This window comes from Lacinutrix algicola, assembly GCF_001418085.1.
Classification (GTDB): domain Bacteria; phylum Bacteroidota; class Bacteroidia; order Flavobacteriales; family Flavobacteriaceae; genus Lacinutrix; species Lacinutrix algicola.
The window spans coordinates 1-17,047 of sequence record NZ_LIQH01000031.1 but is presented as its reverse complement, the minus strand read 5'-3'; the positions used below and the strand labels follow the sequence as shown (position 1 = coordinate 17,047).

Below are 17,047 nucleotides of genomic sequence, written 5' to 3'. Positions count from 1 at the left end.
CTATGCGTTAAAAAATACTGCCATTACTTTAATATATGCTTCCTGGTCTGCCAATCTCATTACATTATTTAAATATTGACTTGAGTTTGATGTAATTGAATTTATTTCAACTAATTCTTTTTCCTTTTTATTCTTCATGAAATTTGTGTCGGCTGTGTTTTCAAATTTAACTTCCAATTGTTCTAAAGAAGCTGCTTGCCATTTCATTATCTTTTCTTCATGCTTTACCATTTCTTCAAACATGCTAGAAGAGAGTTTCCCTTGTAAACTTTTCATGTGTTTCTGTTGTGCAAATTCTATTGCAACAGGTAAACTATCATGTAAGGCATTTAACTCTTCTTTCGTTATGTGCTCATTAAATAATTCTTCTTGTAGCTTATAGGCTTCTAAAAACTCTAGTATGGGAATACATTTTGTTACTTTAGCTTCTGAAACACCTACCACAAAAAAGTCTGAAATAACAGGCTGCCCCAAATTATTAGATACTTGACCTTGTAGAATATACCAAGCACTATTTTCAGGTAATTTTGTACTTAATTTAGCTGCTAATGCTTCATTTTTTGGAACACTAGCTTCTAACTTGGTCATGAAATATTTAATGGCTGGATGCAAATCAAACAAGATCTGAAACTCTGCCCATTCGTCTGTTTTCTTACGAGCATTTTCAATGGATTGCTGAACTAAATCTTTATTAGTGGTAAGCTTAAAAAACTCGTTTACTTTTGGTTTGGATTCTGAAGGTAAATCGTATAAAATTTTATCGAGTTCTTTTGTATTGTTCAATTCTAAAAATTCATCTTCCTCGTAAAAAGAAAAGTCTTTAGCGTTCATTAAGCCATCACCATTTAACTGATTGAAAAGTGCTTTGTAATACGTGAAATCGCTATTAAATATAGTTAACTGTTTTTCGTAAGGATTGTCAGTTATTGTAGCATTGGTAGTGTCGTCCTCACTTATAAAAGCAGCGCCATAATCGAAATTTTCTAATTCTTCTAGGAAGTCTTTATTTTGATCTTCAATTGCCTTGATTACTTTAGATTCTTCTTCTTTAGCATTGTACAATTGCATAATAGAACCAATGTCACCCAAAGTTTTGTGTTTTTCTTCTTCTTTTTTGGTTAGATTATTTATGATGTGTAAATCTGTTCTGATGGCTTCATCTTCCGTTTTACCAACTAAGTAATAGATGAAAGGTGTTTTTTTCTGACCATAACGATCTATACGTCCGTTTCGTTGTTCTAACGTAATCAATGACCAAGGAATGTCGTAATTAAACATTCTATTACAGTAGTAATGTAAATTCACACCTTGTGAACCAGCATCTGAACATAACAAAATACGAACAGTACTATCTTCTTTACCAAAGTTTTCTATAATGTGCTGTTGCTCAACATCTGTATCTGAACCACTAAACGATTGAATTGCCTCATCTTTTAGTCCAAAATCTCTGATTAAATTTTCTTTTAAATAATCTAGTGTTGCAATTCGTTCTGCAAAAACCACGTATCGGTCGTCTTTCTTTTTACCAGACCAACCTAAATCTAATAAGGTTTTTTTGAACTTTTTATATTTACTATCTTCTTTAGCTTTAAGAATATCTTCTAAATAGGTTTTTAATTCTTCTAAAACTTCAAGGCTATCTTCGAATTTTTTTGATTTAAGACCTAACTCCTCTACTTTATTAATTCTATTATTTATAGACGTTAAAGCTGCAAAAGGAGAAGACATGAAAGATTTAAATATCATTATAGAAAATAATAAGTCATCTTTTGACTTCCCTCTTCTTAAGGCTCCTAATCCTTGTATTTTTAAATTTTGCTGATATCTTAAAAAAGCCAATTCTTCTGAAGATAAATCTGTTTCTAATCGAATGATTTCACGATCTTGAAAGTTTGCTCTAACCGTATCTTCTTTTATGTCATTTTTAAAACGCCTTACGTAATACGGTTTTACATCTTCATTAGTATAATTACCACTTTTAGGAATGGCAGTCGGTTCAATCATGTTAATTAGATTAGCAAAACTTTCTTTTTTACCATTATGAGGTGTTGCAGATGTTAGAATTAAAGACTCACATTGTTTTGCTAAAAATTGTGCTAAATCACCTCGCTGACTCTGACTATTAGCTACAGTATGGCATTCATCAATAACGATGATATCCCATTGTGATTTTTCTATATAATGCCTGAATTTAGCATTGTTCTTTAGAGTATCTATCGAAACTATTGTTTTGTCGTAATAATCAAATGGATTTTTGTTTGCAGGAAGTTGCGTTTTAATTTTAGCAATTCCTTCACTATCTAATCTAACCAGTGGAATAGCAAAACGGTTCCATAGTTCTTGTTGAAATTGCCCTAAAATAGACTTTAAAGCCAACACCATGATTCGTTTACCTTTGCCTCTTTTCATCATTTCTGTGATGAAAATTCCGACTTCAATTGTTTTTCCTAAACCTACTCCATCAGCAATTAATAAACGAGGTCTTGGTAATTGTAAAGCTGTTAATGTTGGTGTTAATTGATATTCTGCAACATTAAATGCTGCTTTTGTTGCAATGGTTATTTTATCAGAATAAATTGTGGAATTCCTGATATGTGTTTCAATATATAATTTGGATTTTCTGTAACCGCTTTCTGTATCCGCAATAAATTTAGTGTCGTTAGGATCTACTGCTTTTATTTCACTATCGATTTTGGTATCAAAAGCGAAACGCATTCCTTTAACGAGTTCACTTATTCCTTCAACATCTAGTAACTGGCTGCCATCAGAGTTATTTATTATGTTTGTTATTAAAAAATCTTCTCCTCTTGTTGTGATTCGTTGACCTACAGCTATGGATTTTACATTCATTAACGATTAATATCTTTTATTAAAACTAGTGCTTTTGTTAAAAAAAATATTACAATTAAATTTGGTTCTTTATGAGCCATTTCAATTGTAATTAGGGAGATTTAAAGATATAAAAAAAAAGTAGCATAAAAAGTAAATATGTGATTTACTATTTATGCTATACTATTTCCTAATTATAAAGGAAACTTAGCAAAATAACCTGTTACATATTTAGACAAGTTTTCTTCCAAATCATTTTTATCAAATTTGTGTACAGTTTTTTTATGTCTTCTAATATCATAGCGTTTTACACCCATAACATCTGTATATTCTATTGCCAGAAATGAGATAGAACGTCTGTGTGCTTCTATTTTATTTGTTTCTTCGTCGAAAAAAGATAGGTTAGGATACTGCTGATTAAAGAAAGTCGCTAATTCTAAAGTATTGATTTTATAAGGTTTGTTGTTGTGTTTTATCTCTATAATTTTATAATCAAGACGACGTGTTTCTAGTAATTTGTATTCTGTTGCTTTTTTTAAGTTTTTTTTCTTATCTCTTTCTTGATCGATTGCTATATCTGGATTGAAAAAAGATTGTAACATATCGTTATACTTGAACCGGAATGGTATGGTTTCTAAAGATTTTAGTTTTTTCTTTTTTTGCAGAAATGCTTTACCGTCGTAAGTTATTTTATAGTGTGTTTCATTATCTATAATACTTTCGACTATCATTTCATTTTTAATTAGAAAATGAAATTGCACCGTTACAAAGGATTCTTCTTTAATACCTAGAAAAGCACATATTTCTTTATGTGAGGTTATATTAGCATCTATGGTTTGCAGTATGATTTGACTAAAACGATCAATATCTGTTTCGGTTTCTGCTACGATGTTTTTAGTACATTCCCAGAAAGGGAGTAGTATTTCAAAAATATTAGTTAATTCATATTCAATATGATTGTCTTTAAACTGATTGAATATGTTTTTGTATTTTGGATTGAACTCAACTGTCTTACTCATTATAAAAGCTCTTTTAATTGGTTAACAATTACACCTTGCTGTTGCAAGTCTGCAACGATCGTTTTTAGTTTAAATTCTTCGAACTTACTTTTAGGGTTTAGTGTTGCTCTCTTTAAAATATATTCGCTGTCTCCTACAATAATGAGTAACTTTTTAGCACGAGAGAATGCGACGTTTATTCTACGATAATCGTCTAAAAACCCAATGTTAGATTTTCCTTTACTACTTTTAACAATGTCGTATATTATAATATCTCTTTCTGCTCCTTGGAACTTATCGACTGTATTTATATCTATTAATGATTCTTTTCTTCCATTAGGATTAATAGTATTGAAGTTTTTATATTTCTTAACATCTATACTTTTTTCTAGTAGTTCTACTTGACCTCTATAACCTGCAATAACACCAATTGTTTTAGGTTCTTCCTCATTTATATTATTAGGATATTGTTTGTTGATTTCTGCTAAGATTTGTTTGATAGCGTCTTTATTGCAGTTATTTGAGCGTTTAAACTTATTATCATTATCATAAGGGCTTTCTGCGTTAGATGTACTTATCATTATCACAGAAGTAGGCGCTTCAATTTCCTTTTTAGTAACCACATCTATAAATTTAGTATTCGGTTTACTTAGTTTTAAGCCGTGATTTTTGTCTTGATCATAGTCAGGTAGAATAGTGATATCAGGATTTTTAAGTTTCTCTTTATAGAAATTTTTAGAGATGAGGTTTCCTAATTGTCTAGGCATACGGTATTGTATGTCTAACATTTTTATATTGTTTTGAAGATTAGGGTTTTGTTCAAATTCTAAAATTAGTTTTTCGAACAAGCTTTCACCATATTCTTTTTCCATGTCTAAACCATCGTCTTCCAGCTCAATTTTAATTTTTTTCTTTACGGCATTTTCTCTTGTAATGACAGGAGGCAATTGTTTATGGTCACCAATTAATACTATATTCTGTCCCATATTAATAGGCACAAGATTTTCTGCAGGAGTTGCTTTGCTGCTTTCGTCCATTATTACATAATCGAAATTAAAATCGATATCATTGTATTGACCACTAGCAATATGTATGCAAGTAGCACCAATAACATTTGTAGATTTAAGTAGTGCCGTTTGTAAATCGATTTCCTCAGATCCGTTATTTATCATGGATTGCTTCTTGTTTTTATCTGCAGGTGTTTGTGCATTATTTAGAAAAGCAAACCACTCTTGTTTTATCGATTGAAGCTTCGAAGTTTTGGTCTGTATTTGTGCATCAAATATTTTGTCAACCTCCTTAAAGTTTTTGGCGTTTTCAAAAAAGCCTTTAACATAGCGATTTTGAATTTTTAATAGGTTTTGAAAGTCGTTAAAATCTCTCTTTTTGTCTGCTTTTACATTTAAGTACGACTTATAAAACTTTAAAAGTGCCTTGTCCACTTTAGAAGTCGTTATTTGAGAATCGAGATACTGCTCGCTTAGCTTTTGAGTGTTAGTAACCCAATTGCTCAGTTTTGTATAAAATGAATGCTCTTTAATACTTTCAGAAATACGGTCTTCACTAGCTGCTAGTCTCATAAAAAGAATATCAGTAGGTAAAAGACGTTCTAAAACATTATCTACAGCAAGATTAGATTGTGAGGTTACTAAAATTTTTGCATTGGAGTTTCTTTTAATTATTTGTTGTATCAGCTCTACAATTACTGTTGTTTTTCCAGTGCCTGGAGGTCCTTGGATAAGGTAAATAGGTTTGCGATGTAATGCTTCTAGAACAGCTTCTCTTTGTGTGTCATCTGTTTTTAAATACGGATTAAACACTTCGTTCTCAAAATCTTGATATTCTAAAGGTATGTGGTTGAATTCTGGAACATTTTCTGGCGTAGCCAAAATGGTGCATAGGTCAGGATTTACAACATCCCTATTCACGAATTTCTCGCAAGCTTCTACTTGTTTTTTATACTGACTGGTTTCTATCTTGACATCTTCTATGAGTTCACCTGTCTTTGGAATTTCTTCGATTGTTAGGTACGCATCTTTAATAATAAGTGTATCGGTACCTTGATTGTAATCATGAATTTTTCCTATTTCATTATCGTCGATAATAAGTTTGACTTCGTTACGCTTAAGCACTTTAATTTGTTCCCAGTTTTTAAACCCTTTTGTTAGAGTGAATACCAGATTTGTGTTATTAGTTTTGCTAACATTACATTTCGTGTATTTTGCTTTAAAGGCTTTTTCTTCTATAAATTCACGTTCCATTTTTGGAAGTGTTTGCCATTTCTTAAGATTACTAGATTTTGCTTTATTGAGTCTTGCTAATTGATTTGTTTCTTGCCAATTAATTTTGAAAAAATCAAAGCAATTCATGTATTGTAAGGGCTCAAAACTAAAGCCGTAAGGACTTAAAAAACCATTTTCTGAGATCGTGTGATGAGGTGTACTGATTTTATTTGCCAAAACAAAAATGTATCCTTCACCATTAACGAAAAATCGACCACCATAATTTCCGGTCGCAAACTGGCCTGTGATTTGTCGTTTTTCTTTAGTTAGCTGTTCATTTAACTTAAGAAAACAACTTCTATTCATTTCTTCCAAAACTGGTTTAAAAGATTCCCTATACTCATCTTTTACAATTATTTTGATAGCAGTATTGTTTCTAATCGGTTTTAGAGTTTGCTCTAATAAAAGAATCACTTCTCCGTAATTTCTATACCTTTCTATTCTTTGCTTAGATAGCGCTTTGGTGAAAATAGATTCTATAGTTTCATTATTACAGTCTTCAACAATTGACTTAAAAAGATTGAAGATTGAATATATGTCTGATTGAAAGTTAGGCTTATTCCCATCTATTACTTCAGGTGCCAGATATTGATTATCAAGTAGATTATACAATTTAAAAACATCATACAGCCCGACAAAGCGCAGTCTTGCTTCATCCAAATTATGTGATAGTGCATCTGGAGCTATATAATAACCAAATCGATTGCCTTTTTTTAAATGATCAAGTCCTTTTAATACTTGAATTAGATTCTCTATACTTAATTCATCTGAGTATTCAAAATTAGAGCCACCTTCATACACTACAAAATGATGATCTTGAGTCTCATCGAAGTCTACTTGAACTATTTTTTGAATACCAGGAATATCTTTTTTAGAAAGGAATTGTATTTCATTTTTTAAAATCCTTTCTACTTGCTGCTTTTTGTGTGTTTCACTTTTTATTGTTAGTATTTCAAAGCTTGAACCGTCACTACTTTCTGCCAGCCAAAGATTGATTTCATTATTAAAATGTTTTAGATTTTGTATGATTAGGAATTCGCCAATTGTATTCAATATTCTATAAATGTATTTAAATTGATATAATCTGTTAAAGTTAAAAATCTTATTTTTAAATTTCCTACAATTTGATTTACTTTAAAAAAAATCTTAAATAAGTTAGTATATGAAAGTCCTTTTTATATGTTCAGCCAATAAGCAGCGGTCAAAGACTGCTGAAGATTATTTTGCTTCAAAATATAATGCACACGAATTTTTGAGTGCTGGTACTAATATTAAAATTTGTAGAAAAGAAGGAACCACTGAACTAACTGAAGATTTATTAGAATGGGCTGCCGTAGTTTATGTCATGGAAAAAAGACATCTTGAACAAATACAGAAGCATACAGGCTCTAGGTATTACTCAAATATTATAGTATTGGATATCCCTGATATTTATAAATACTATGATGGTGAATTGATTACGCTACTTGAGGAGAAGGTTGTTTTTTAGAATTAATATTGGTTATGATTTGAATACATAATGGTTCTGTGTTCAATAAATAGTGGTGTTCAGTGTCACTGAACAGTAGAGAAAAATGAACATTATTCTTTTGCCACACGTAAATTATTTTCTCACCATTTCTATTATTTAAACTGTTAGAATAAATCTTCAACTGCGTTTGTTTTTACAATTTGCAGAAAAACTGATCAAGCTTAACATCTGCTCGTACATTTTTATTTTTCAAAGTAGCTTTATTGAATATTCAACTGCGTTTATCATAGCTATTTGATGGAAAACTTATTAAATTGAACATTGCACGCATCCGTGACCTTATACGCTCTCCATATTTTTCTTGAAGTTCTTCTGCATTGAGATTAGTGGTAATATGAGTTAAGATGTCTTTTTGCTTAAACACCTCATATCTTGATATTAGTATTTCTCCCATTACGTTACAGTCCTTTCCATAATGCCTGCCTATATGCTCTACACCTAAATCGTCAAAGCAGTATGCTTTGTTATCGCTATAATCTTCAATTAATTTAAACCCTACACCATTGAATCCAAAAACGATATTCCGGCACGGTATAAAGTTGTACGATTTCTTATGTGGGACTAAATAAGGTAATAATCTCATTAAAGTTGTTTTTCCGCAGCCCACAGGACCAGATAATAAAATACCCTTACTCGTGTCGATATCTAGTTTCTTGCAGTATTCGTGGTCTTGGATAAAATAACTTGCTAGTTTAAGTAATAACTGGTGATCCTCTTCGTAGATTTTAAAATTCTTACCGAAAAGTATTTTCCCTTTTGCATCTAGATACCTCAATATTTTAGGGAAATCATAAGCAATGGATTTACCATCAAAAGTGCCTAATTCGAATTGAGTAGCGCCTTCAATAAGAATGTGTGGTTGCTTAGGATTGTATGTGCTAGTTGTTTTTATCATCTTGGAATGCATTTATGAGATTCCCGCCTTCGCGAGAACTAAAGTGGTTGGTTATAATTTTTATTTCTTACTGTATGTAGGTTGTCATGATTTTGGGACACTTCCTTTTCTGTTTTTAATTCTTCACATTTGAGGATCCAATTTTTGGCGGAAGCTTGCCAATTTTCAATTTTAATCTTTCCACCAATTTTCCAACCTATAGCGCAATAATGATTATAGAATTTTTGAGCTTCTATTTCTGGCCATTTTTCTTTTTTAAAAAAATCTAAAACTTCATTTTCATTTTTAGGCTGAGGTAGTTTATAACTGTTTTCTATTGTTTGTATATGTTTATTAGAAGGTACCAGTGCTTGTCCTTGATTTGGGACACCTAAGTCCAGAGCTTGTCCAGAGGTTGTCTCGAATTTGAGCATCTTAATAATTGATCCTTTGAATGGGTTGTGTGATGGTTCATAAATGAGGTATTTATAATTATGTAATTCTTTGGTACATCTATGGTATGTAGACTTAGAACCTATTTTAGACAACTTCATTATATCGTCACGGTTAACGTGAAAACTATTCCTAAAACGATTATAATTCCATACCTGAAAAAATGCGAGGTATAAACTAATATGTGTTGGATTGAGTCTACCGTCTTTTGAGAACAGACTAAATACTGCGTTGAGGTGCTTGATGTAATTAACTTCTGCCAAAACATGTCTTATGAAGCCACACGATTATCTTTGAGTACTTTTAATATTTCTTCATACTCGTAGAGTATGATGCCTCCAATTTTTGTGTAGGGAAGTGTACCATTAATTCTTAAATTTTGTAATGTTCCAGGACTCACTTGAAGCATTTCCATAACCTCTGCAGATTTAAGATATTTCTTTGGTGTTGCTTTTGGGTTTTCAGTAAGTAGTTTTTTTAGTTCTCCGAATAATTGCACTTTGAATTCGTAAAGATCATCTGTAGTAATAATTTCTGTTGCCATTGTAGAATGTGTTTTAGTTAAAGCTACCAAATCAAACTTTCGTTATTAATGGTAGCTATTAATATGATTTGACTTTCGTTCTACAAAGCTGATACTAATTATATGGTTTTCTTCGGTATGTGTTGGGTAGTACCGAAGTATTTTAACATTTAAAGGCTGTTGTTTTATGCTCATAGTTATTGCATTTATTTAGCATTATCAAGGTCTATTCGTTTTTCAAGACTCATTTTTAATTGGTCTAAAAATTTTGTGGTGTCCTTTTCTCGATTCTTGATTTCGGCATAGGTTTTATAGAAATTGTTGAGTTTGATATTAAACAACGTAGCGCAAACTTCAGCCATTTTACTGATTTCTGCTTGACCATTTCTTATGGCTCCAGAACTATGTAATGCGTAAATTAATTCTACTAAATCTGTTTTTGAAGCGGTCCAGGATAGTCCGTTGAGAATTGCCGGACTTATTTCTTCGACAATTATATTTTCATTTTGCTTTCTCAGCGATTTAAGCTCGAGCTGGTAATAATTGGATAATAAATCATAACTAATTACTTGAGCTGCTAGATTATCGTGACTGGTTGAAAACTCAGGATCTGTAAAATAATGAGAAGTGTCTACAGGAAAGTCTAGTTTATCGTTTCCGCGAACAAAATAAATATGATCTAAAGAAGTATTGCAATGTCTTGCGTATTGAAAGAATTCTAAATTCCGCATTTTATGCTTCTCAAGTTTATCTATCATACCAATGGCGTAATCAATTTGCTTCACGATACTAGCATTTGGTTTTTCAAAAATAAATCGCCTCACTTTTGAAAAGAATTTTATTCGACCATTAATAAAAGGTTTATCCGTCTTGAAGAAATGAATTTCGTCTCCTTGTTTGATAAAGCGCTCCTTGGCTCTAAGTTCTTTTCTCAACTGATTTAATGTGTCAATCGAAAGATTTAGACCGTCATTTAAAACGGTTAGATTTCTTAGATTAGACTGCTCAATTTGTTCTACTTGCTTTTTATACTTCTGAATGATTTGGCCAATGTGCTGCATAGGTTGGTTTTTGAATTTACCCATCAAACTATACAACACCTTTTTTATTTCAAAACACAAATGAGTGAATTAATATCGAAAAACCAATAACTATCTGTTTATGAGGTTTTTATGTTTTTCAATTTTCTGTCCTTGTTTAGTAAAACGTCTTTTAGCGCATTCATATCTGTGCTTATTTTACTCTCTAACACTCTGGCATATATCTGTGTAGTTGAAATTTTAGTATGACCTAACAGTTTGGAAACCGTTTCAATTGGCACTCCATTTGATAAAGTAATAGTCGTGGCAAACGTATGACGGGCCATATGAAAAGTTAAGTTTTTCTGGATGCCAACGAAGTTGGCGACTTCTTTTAAGAATACGTTTAATTTTTCGTTTGTCAATACGGGTAATAAAGAACCATTTATAGCAGTACTTGGATGGTCTTTGTATTTATTTACAATATCTAATGCTTGCCCTAATAATGGAACCTTAACTATCGTGTCTGTTTTTTGTCTTTTAGTCATTATCCAATTACCTCCATCAATACTAATTACTAAATTATTAGGCTTAAGATTCATAATGTCAACATAACTGATACCTGTATAACAACTAAAAACAAATAGGTCGCGCACGCGATCTAAACGTTTTGAAATAAAAACCTTGTCTTCAAGATTTTTTAATTCGATTTCAGAAAGAAATTCTCTGTTTGTTTTGTCGTAAGTCATTTTCCATCTTACAAAAGGATCACGGTCAATCCATTCTAAGTGATAGGCTAGTGTTACGACTTTTCGTAAGCGTTGTATGTGTTTCATTCTAGTATTATTACTTAGTGCTTTGGGATGGCCTACTGGCCATATATCACAAAGGAATAATTCGAAATGACTTAGGAATTCAAAATTGAGTTGATTGAGGTAAATGTCTGTGGTGCTTTTTTTCTTCTCCAGGAACTTAAATACATAATTTTCTGTAATGCCAAAGTTTCTTATGGAGCCAGATGCCAGTGTATTTGCAATCTTCTGACTGTGGTAACTAAAAATGTTTTTTAAGGATTTGCTTTCTTGATTATCTCCAGTATAAAGAGACTTAATCAGTTTAGCAGTAATAAGCTCTTCTTTAAATTTTAAGTCTTGATAGATTTGGAAGAGTTTTGTGCTAACTTCCTCAATATAAAGATTAATTTGTTTTGATTGTGCAGAACCTCCTTTGGCTTTTTTCTTTTTAGCATCCCATAAAGAAACCGGAACTCGCTTTTTTAAACTAAGGTTTACTCTTTTTCCATCTACAGTAATTCTAATGTAGAGTAGTGCTTCATTGTTAATTGCTCTTGTGGTTTGTAACCAGAAGAATGTTGAAAACGTGTGTTTTGTGCGCATAGTTGTCGTCTTTAGATATTAAACATCGTTAGAACGAAAGTCAAATCAACTGTACTCTTTTCAAAACTACTTTTTCAAAGTGTCTGCTTAGCAGACACTTTGAACAGGTGTTAACCTATTAGCAGACATTTAAGTTGAAATAGTATCAAATTAAATGATTGCTTAAAAACCAGAAAACCACTCAAATCATAGTGATTGAGTGGTTTTAGTAAGAATTTATATTCTTTTTAGTGACCTCGACTGGATTCAAACCAGTAACCTCTTGAGCCGTAATCAAGTGCGCTATTCAGTTGCGCCACGAGGCCTTTTTTTGTGGGTGCAAATATATGTCTTTTTATAGAACAGACAAAGGAAAAAGAGAAAATTATAATTTTATTTTAAAAAATCACTCAAACCAGTTATCATAATGCATTTTTAGTGATGTATAGTTTCCAACCAAAAATAGCCATCTGCAGTTTAGTGGCTTTAGATAAATCTAATCTCTTTTTGGTATAACTTGGTAAAATAGCCTTATTAATTTTGGCTAGTATTTTAAATACTTGTTTCTTCATTATACAATAAAAATAATCTACTATTATTATGAGACCTCAAAATTATACTATTAATTAATGCCTGCCAAATACTTTGTAAAATAGTAAAACTTATTCTAGACTAAGTTTTACATTTTATGGTTACAGGAATATTGATAATATAATATCAATAATAATTTCAGCAAGTGTTAGCATAATAGTTTGGTTTAAGGGTTAATAAAAACAGTCATTTTCATGATTGTTTGTTGAATATATATTTTTTCAATACTATCTACCAAACAATACTATCTAAATTAATGCTATTCGCGTTACTTGTATAACTAAACAGATTAAAAACATTTCATTTTAAAACATATTCCCTTAACACAAACTTCAATTTAAAACACAAAAACCCAATTAACATTTCAATTTAAAACAACTGTAGAGCCTTTTTTATGCAAAAGAAGAAAAGCAAGAGGCTTTTCATTAAAAAAATGATTAAAAAGTACGTTTCCGTTATTATTTATTCTTAATCATTAATTATACTATCAAATTTTGATTAGCTTATAGTCGTATATTTGCAAAAAAAAATAATAGTATGAAAATTAAATCAACATTAGTTTTAGTCTCTTTTTTATTTATTTCAGTATGTTTTTCGCAGACAGTTGTAATAAACGAATTAGATTGTGATACAACTTTTGATGGAAACAACATTGACAACCATGAGTTTGTAGAATTGAAAACTGAAACTCCAAATTTTAATTTAGATGGTTACGTATTAGTCTTTTTTAATGGTTCAAATTCAGGTAATGACTCTAGTTATTTAACATTAGATTTAGACGGATATACTACAGATATTAATGGCCTATTATTAATAGGTAGCAACAACCTAACACCTTTTCCACAGTTAATAATATCTCCTAATTCTATTCAAAACGGAGCAGATGCAGTTGCTTTATATTTAGGTGACTATACAGATTTTCCTGAAGGAACTTTAGCTACACAAACAAACTTAGTTGATGCTCTAGCATATGACACTAGTGATTCAGACGATACTGGCTTAATGGCTTTATTAGGTTTAACTACACAATATAATGAAGGGTCAGGTAATAACTCGAACTCAATTCAACGCTTTGATGATGGTCTTGGCAATGCCAATAGCATAACCTATACATCTACAACTCCAACACCAAGAGCATTAAATGATGGCTCAGGAATTGTTTTAAATGGCGTTTTAACTACTGTTAACGATGTTCATTTTAATGAAGGAGATTCATTTGATATTACTTTTACAACAGAACAAAATGTAGATTCAGATTTAGTTTTAGATTTCTCATTAAATAATGGAGGATTTGACACTTCAGATTTTACAGGTAGTACTCAAGTTACAATTCCTACAGGACAAAATACAGTAACAACATCTATTACCATTATTGATGATACTAGCGATGAAGGCGACGAAATCTTTAAATTAGTATTATCTGCTTTACCTACTAGTTATTTACCGCTAAATAATAATTTAGAACGCAGAGTAATAGATAACGATTTTGTTGTAGCACCATTTGGCACACCACTATCACCCACTTTTGGAATAGTAACAGGAACTCAACCTGCAGATTATTACGATAGTATAAACAATTTATCTGGAGCAGCACTAGAGCAGGCCTTACAAGATATTATTGCAGATCCAACAATTGTTAGAGCACAAACCTATTCAGATATCATCGATATTTTACAAGAAGCAGACCAAAATCCAGCAAATAGCAATCAAGTTTGGTTAGTATATACAGAGGAAGGTCGTGCTAAATTAGACTATCAAACAACCTCTAATAATATAGGAACCTGGAACAGAGAACACACATTCCCAAGATCTTTAGCTGGATACAATAGTATTGATTTAGATGATGAAAGAGATGGAAAAGATATTTTCTGGACAACAAAAGCCGACTCATTAAGACATGGTAACAGTGATGCTCATGCATTAAGAGCTGCAGACGGACCTGAAAATAGCTCAAGAAACAATAAGCATTACGGAGAATACAATGGCCCAACAGGAACAGCAGGAAGTTTTAAAGGAGATGTAGCAAGAAGTGTTTTGTACATGCAAATAAGATACAATGGTTTAAGCATTGAAAACGGATTCCCAACTACTACAGGACAAATGGGAGATCTAGCAACTTTATTAGACTGGCACAGAAACGATCCTCCAGATGATTTTGAAATGAACAGAAACAACGTTGTTTACCAATGGCAAATAAACAGAAATCCTTTTATAGACCAACCAGATCTAGTAGAATACATTTGGGGAGATAACGTTGGAGATACGTGGACTAACAGTTTAAGCGTTACAGATTTTGAAATCGAAACTATAAAACTATATCCAAATCCAGTAAATAATCAACTCTTTATTTCAGGAAAAAACAACGAGTATAAAGTTGTAATTTATTCTTCAGAAGGTAGAAAATTAGATTCTAAAACACTTAAAAATAATACTCCTTTTAATTTAGAATTGTCAAGTGGAGTCTATTTTGCAAAAATTACTTCTCAAGACAGAACAGAAACAAAAAAGTTTATAGTTAAATAGTAACTTCACAAAAAAAATATTTCATGAGTATACTTTGGGTTATATTAGGACTTATACTTTTAGTAGTAGGAGGAGATTTTTTAGTAAAAGCATCAATCGCTTTATCTTTTAAACTAAATATTTCAAAAATGGTTATTGGTATGACGGTTGTCTCTTTTGCAACTTCAGCACCAGAATTATTAGTGAGTTTACAAGCTGCATTAAATAATGCACCTGCAATTGCAATTAACAACGTCGTAGGCTCAAATATTGCTAATATAGGACTCGTTTTAGGTATCACCGCACTATTAGGACCAATAGCTGTAGATAAATCTTTTTATAAGCTTAATTGGCCTGTAATGCTATTCTTTTCATTTCTTCTTTATTACTTTCTAGCAAATGATAGTATGTTAACACGTATAGAAGGAATTATACTGTTTATCTGCTTAGTAGTATTTATAGTTGTCTTAATAAGAAACTCTAAATCCGATGCAGAATCCGAAGATGTTAGCGATGTACTTGCAACAGTATCTAACTATAAAATTCTAATTTGGCTACTTATTGGAGCAACAGCTCTCTATTTTGGATCTGTATGGTTAGTCGATGGAGCAAAAAGCTTAGCAACATCACTTGGAGTTAGCGATGCTGTTATTGCTGTAACCGTAATTGCTATTGGAACAAGTGTACCAGAACTAGCAGCATCAATAATTGCAGCGGCAAAACAAGAAAAAGCATTATCATTAGGAAACTTAATTGGGTCAAATATCTTTAATATTGGTTCGGTACTAGGCCTAACCTCTATAATTAAAGACATCCCAATAACAGATGCAAAAATATTAGACAACGACATCTTCTGGATGATTGGGTTCTCTGCTATTCTTATTGTATTAATACTAATACCTAAATTCATGCAAATAAGCAGATACAAAGGCTTACTACTTGTTTTAGGTTATTGCTTATTCTTATATTTTTCTTTTAAATAATCTTATTATAATGGCGTTACCAAGACATGCTTAAAAAAAGCATTGTCTTGGTCAGGCTCTACACTATATCTTTTTTATACATACCACTTTATTAGCATTCATTTATAAAATAGAACACTCTTTATTTTCTTATTCCGTGCTTATAATAAAAAAGGATGCCGTTTCTATCCTTAACGCATGCTTACTCAAATAGCATACTCCTACTCCAATATCTTATACAAACTGAACAACTTAATCAGTCACCTATTTCTAAATAGAATAGCACCTATTAATTTTAATAGGTGCTATTCTATTACATCCCCTAACTTTTAGTAATTAAGTCTCCTCTTATATTCTAAATAAAAAAAAGCCTGAACTTTCGTTCAGGCTTTTTCTATTTAATAACTAGTATTCTTTTTATCTTTTCAGAGTAAAGTGCTTACGTATCGATTTCTTTTCGTCCGTACTTGGCTCTCTGTATTCTAAAGTAAACCAATAGTCACTTGTTGGCATTGGGTTACCGTTGTAAGTACCATCCCATCCAGCTCCTGTTGGACTTAATTGTTTTAACAGTTTACCGTAACGATCGAAGATGTAAATTACTGCGTCTGGCTGTGTTCCAATATTGTAAACATTCCATGTGTCGTGGTAACCATCTCCATTTGGTGTAAAGTATAATGGGTAGTCCATAATCATTACTGGATGTGTTGTTTCTCCACAACCTACCGTATCTCTTACCGTTACAATATGTTCTCCTGCTTCAATATTTGTAAAAGTATATGTATACTCTCCTGCTGCATTTAACGTTCCTAGTTCCCAGCTTCCGCCATCAATACTAAACTCGTATACTGCTATTGAAGTAGCTGTTGTTCCTGTGGCAGTGATTACTACATCATGCTGATCGGCAAAAGCTAATGTTGTTATTTCCGATGTTACTACTGGTGGCTCGCTAACTGTTACTAAAGTATTCACTTCAATACTTGAGCATCCTGTTCCAATATCTGTTGCTACAACGCCATAAGTACCACCTTCAGCTGGCTCTATAAACTCTGCTGTTTCTCCTGGTAAAACGGTTCCGTTTAAGTTCCATTCAAAAGTATATAATGC

14 protein-coding genes and 1 tRNA gene are annotated in these 17,047 nt (G+C 31.6%); 3 read left to right on the top strand and 12 right to left on the bottom strand.

Annotation, left to right across the window (positions count from 1 at the left end; genetic code table 11):
- From ASC41_RS06265 to ASC41_RS06255, 3 genes are all read right to left on the bottom strand, one after another.
- Positions 1-2,850: a helicase-related protein gene (locus tag ASC41_RS06265; protein ID WP_055435781.1), complete on the bottom strand. Its 2,850-nt coding sequence runs from the start codon at positions 2,848-2,850 to the stop codon at positions 1-3.
- Positions 2,851-3,023: 173 nt separating this feature from the next.
- Positions 3,024-3,848 carry a hypothetical protein gene (locus tag ASC41_RS06260; RefSeq protein ID WP_055435780.1) on the bottom strand — a complete coding sequence of 275 codons (825 nt, stop codon included), beginning with the start codon at positions 3,846-3,848 and terminating at the stop codon, positions 3,024-3,026.
- Positions 3,848-7,162, bottom strand: coding sequence for an AAA domain-containing protein (locus ASC41_RS06255; RefSeq protein WP_055435779.1), 3,315 nt, complete (start codon positions 7,160-7,162; stop codon positions 3,848-3,850). Before ASC41_RS06255 ends, ASC41_RS06260 begins: the two co-directional genes overlap by 1 nt.
- Before the next feature lie 109 nt (positions 7,163-7,271).
- On the opposite strand from ASC41_RS06255, the gene ASC41_RS06250 reads away from it, so the two are divergent.
- Entirely contained in the window at positions 7,272-7,598 is a 327-nt protein-coding gene (locus tag ASC41_RS06250; protein WP_055435778.1) for a low molecular weight phosphatase family protein, read from the top strand.
- Between the two features lie 253 nt (positions 7,599-7,851).
- On the opposite strand, the gene ASC41_RS06245 is transcribed toward ASC41_RS06250, so the two are convergent.
- The 8 genes from ASC41_RS06245 to ASC41_RS06215 form a co-directional block, all read right to left on the bottom strand.
- Positions 7,852-8,535, bottom strand: a complete 684-nt coding sequence (locus ASC41_RS06245) for a P-loop NTPase family protein (protein WP_055435777.1) — start codon at positions 8,533-8,535, stop codon at positions 7,852-7,854.
- 38 nt (positions 8,536-8,573) lie between these two features.
- On the bottom strand, positions 8,574-8,948 hold the full coding sequence (locus tag ASC41_RS17115; protein ID WP_241489636.1) for a hypothetical protein: 375 nt from the start codon (positions 8,946-8,948) through the stop codon (positions 8,574-8,576).
- 290 nt (positions 8,949-9,238) lie between these two features.
- The gene (locus tag ASC41_RS06235) at positions 9,239-9,511 is read right to left on the bottom strand and encodes a helix-turn-helix domain-containing protein (RefSeq protein WP_055435775.1); all 273 of its coding nucleotides are present in this window, start codon (positions 9,509-9,511) and stop codon (positions 9,239-9,241) included.
- A 45-nt stretch (positions 9,512-9,556) separates the two neighbouring features.
- The gene (locus ASC41_RS17240) at positions 9,557-9,685 is read right to left on the bottom strand and encodes a hypothetical protein (RefSeq protein ID WP_262494957.1); all 129 of its coding nucleotides are present in this window, start codon (positions 9,683-9,685) and stop codon (positions 9,557-9,559) included.
- 11 nt (positions 9,686-9,696) lie between these two features.
- Positions 9,697-10,551: an RteC domain-containing protein gene (locus ASC41_RS06230; RefSeq protein WP_055435838.1), complete on the bottom strand. Its 855-nt coding sequence runs from the start codon at positions 10,549-10,551 to the stop codon at positions 9,697-9,699.
- A 98-nt stretch (positions 10,552-10,649) separates the two neighbouring features.
- Positions 10,650-11,906 carry a site-specific integrase gene (locus ASC41_RS06225; RefSeq protein WP_055435774.1) on the bottom strand — a complete coding sequence of 419 codons (1,257 nt, stop codon included), beginning with the start codon at positions 11,904-11,906 and terminating at the stop codon, positions 10,650-10,652.
- Positions 11,907-12,137: 231 nt separating this feature from the next.
- Positions 12,138-12,211, bottom strand: a tRNA-Arg gene (locus ASC41_RS06220).
- 96 nt (positions 12,212-12,307) lie between these two features.
- Complete coding sequence (locus tag ASC41_RS06215; protein ID WP_055435773.1) at positions 12,308-12,457, bottom strand: hypothetical protein; 150 nt, start codon at positions 12,455-12,457, stop codon at positions 12,308-12,310.
- Positions 12,458-13,013: 556 nt separating this feature from the next.
- Here ASC41_RS06215 and ASC41_RS06210 point away from each other — a divergent pair.
- Positions 13,014-14,999, top strand: coding sequence for an endonuclease (locus ASC41_RS06210; protein ID WP_055435772.1), 1,986 nt, complete (start codon positions 13,014-13,016; stop codon positions 14,997-14,999).
- Between the two features lie 23 nt (positions 15,000-15,022).
- On the top strand, positions 15,023-15,961 hold the full coding sequence (locus ASC41_RS06205) for a calcium/sodium antiporter (RefSeq protein WP_055435771.1): 939 nt from the start codon (positions 15,023-15,025) through the stop codon (positions 15,959-15,961).
- Between the two features lie 396 nt (positions 15,962-16,357).
- On the opposite strand, the gene ASC41_RS06200 is transcribed toward ASC41_RS06205, so the two are convergent.
- On the bottom strand, positions 16,358-17,047 hold a 690-nt coding region (locus ASC41_RS06200), incomplete at its 5' end, for a T9SS type B sorting domain-containing protein (protein WP_152971427.1).

What these genes read in the sequence shown, in the direction of transcription:
- ASC41_RS06245 (WP_055435777.1), bottom strand. Translation starts at nt 8,535, where the DNA reads ATGATAAAAACAACTAGCACATACAATCCTAAGCAACCACACATTCTT.
- ASC41_RS06230 (WP_055435838.1), bottom strand. Translation starts at nt 10,551, where the DNA reads ATGCAGCACATTGGCCAAATCATTCAGAAGTATAAAAAGCAAGTAGAA.
- ASC41_RS06250 (WP_055435778.1), top strand. Translation starts at nt 7,272, where the DNA reads ATGAAAGTCCTTTTTATATGTTCAGCCAATAAGCAGCGGTCAAAGACT.
- ASC41_RS06205 (WP_055435771.1), top strand. Translation starts at nt 15,023, where the DNA reads ATGAGTATACTTTGGGTTATATTAGGACTTATACTTTTAGTAGTAGGA.
- ASC41_RS06235 (WP_055435775.1), bottom strand. Translation starts at nt 9,511, where the DNA reads ATGGCAACAGAAATTATTACTACAGATGATCTTTACGAATTCAAAGTG.
- ASC41_RS17240 (WP_262494957.1), bottom strand. Translation starts at nt 9,685, where the DNA reads ATGAGCATAAAACAACAGCCTTTAAATGTTAAAATACTTCGGTACTAC.
- ASC41_RS06215 (WP_055435773.1), bottom strand. Translation starts at nt 12,457, where the DNA reads ATGAAGAAACAAGTATTTAAAATACTAGCCAAAATTAATAAGGCTATT.
- ASC41_RS06225 (WP_055435774.1), bottom strand. Translation starts at nt 11,906, where the DNA reads ATGCGCACAAAACACACGTTTTCAACATTCTTCTGGTTACAAACCACA.
- ASC41_RS06265 (WP_055435781.1), bottom strand. Translation starts at nt 2,850, where the DNA reads ATGAATGTAAAATCCATAGCTGTAGGTCAACGAATCACAACAAGAGGA.
- ASC41_RS17115 (WP_241489636.1), bottom strand. Translation starts at nt 8,948, where the DNA reads ATGCTCAAATTCGAGACAACCTCTGGACAAGCTCTGGACTTAGGTGTC.
- ASC41_RS06260 (WP_055435780.1), bottom strand. Translation starts at nt 3,848, where the DNA reads ATGAGTAAGACAGTTGAGTTCAATCCAAAATACAAAAACATATTCAAT.
- ASC41_RS06210 (WP_055435772.1), top strand. Translation starts at nt 13,014, where the DNA reads ATGAAAATTAAATCAACATTAGTTTTAGTCTCTTTTTTATTTATTTCA.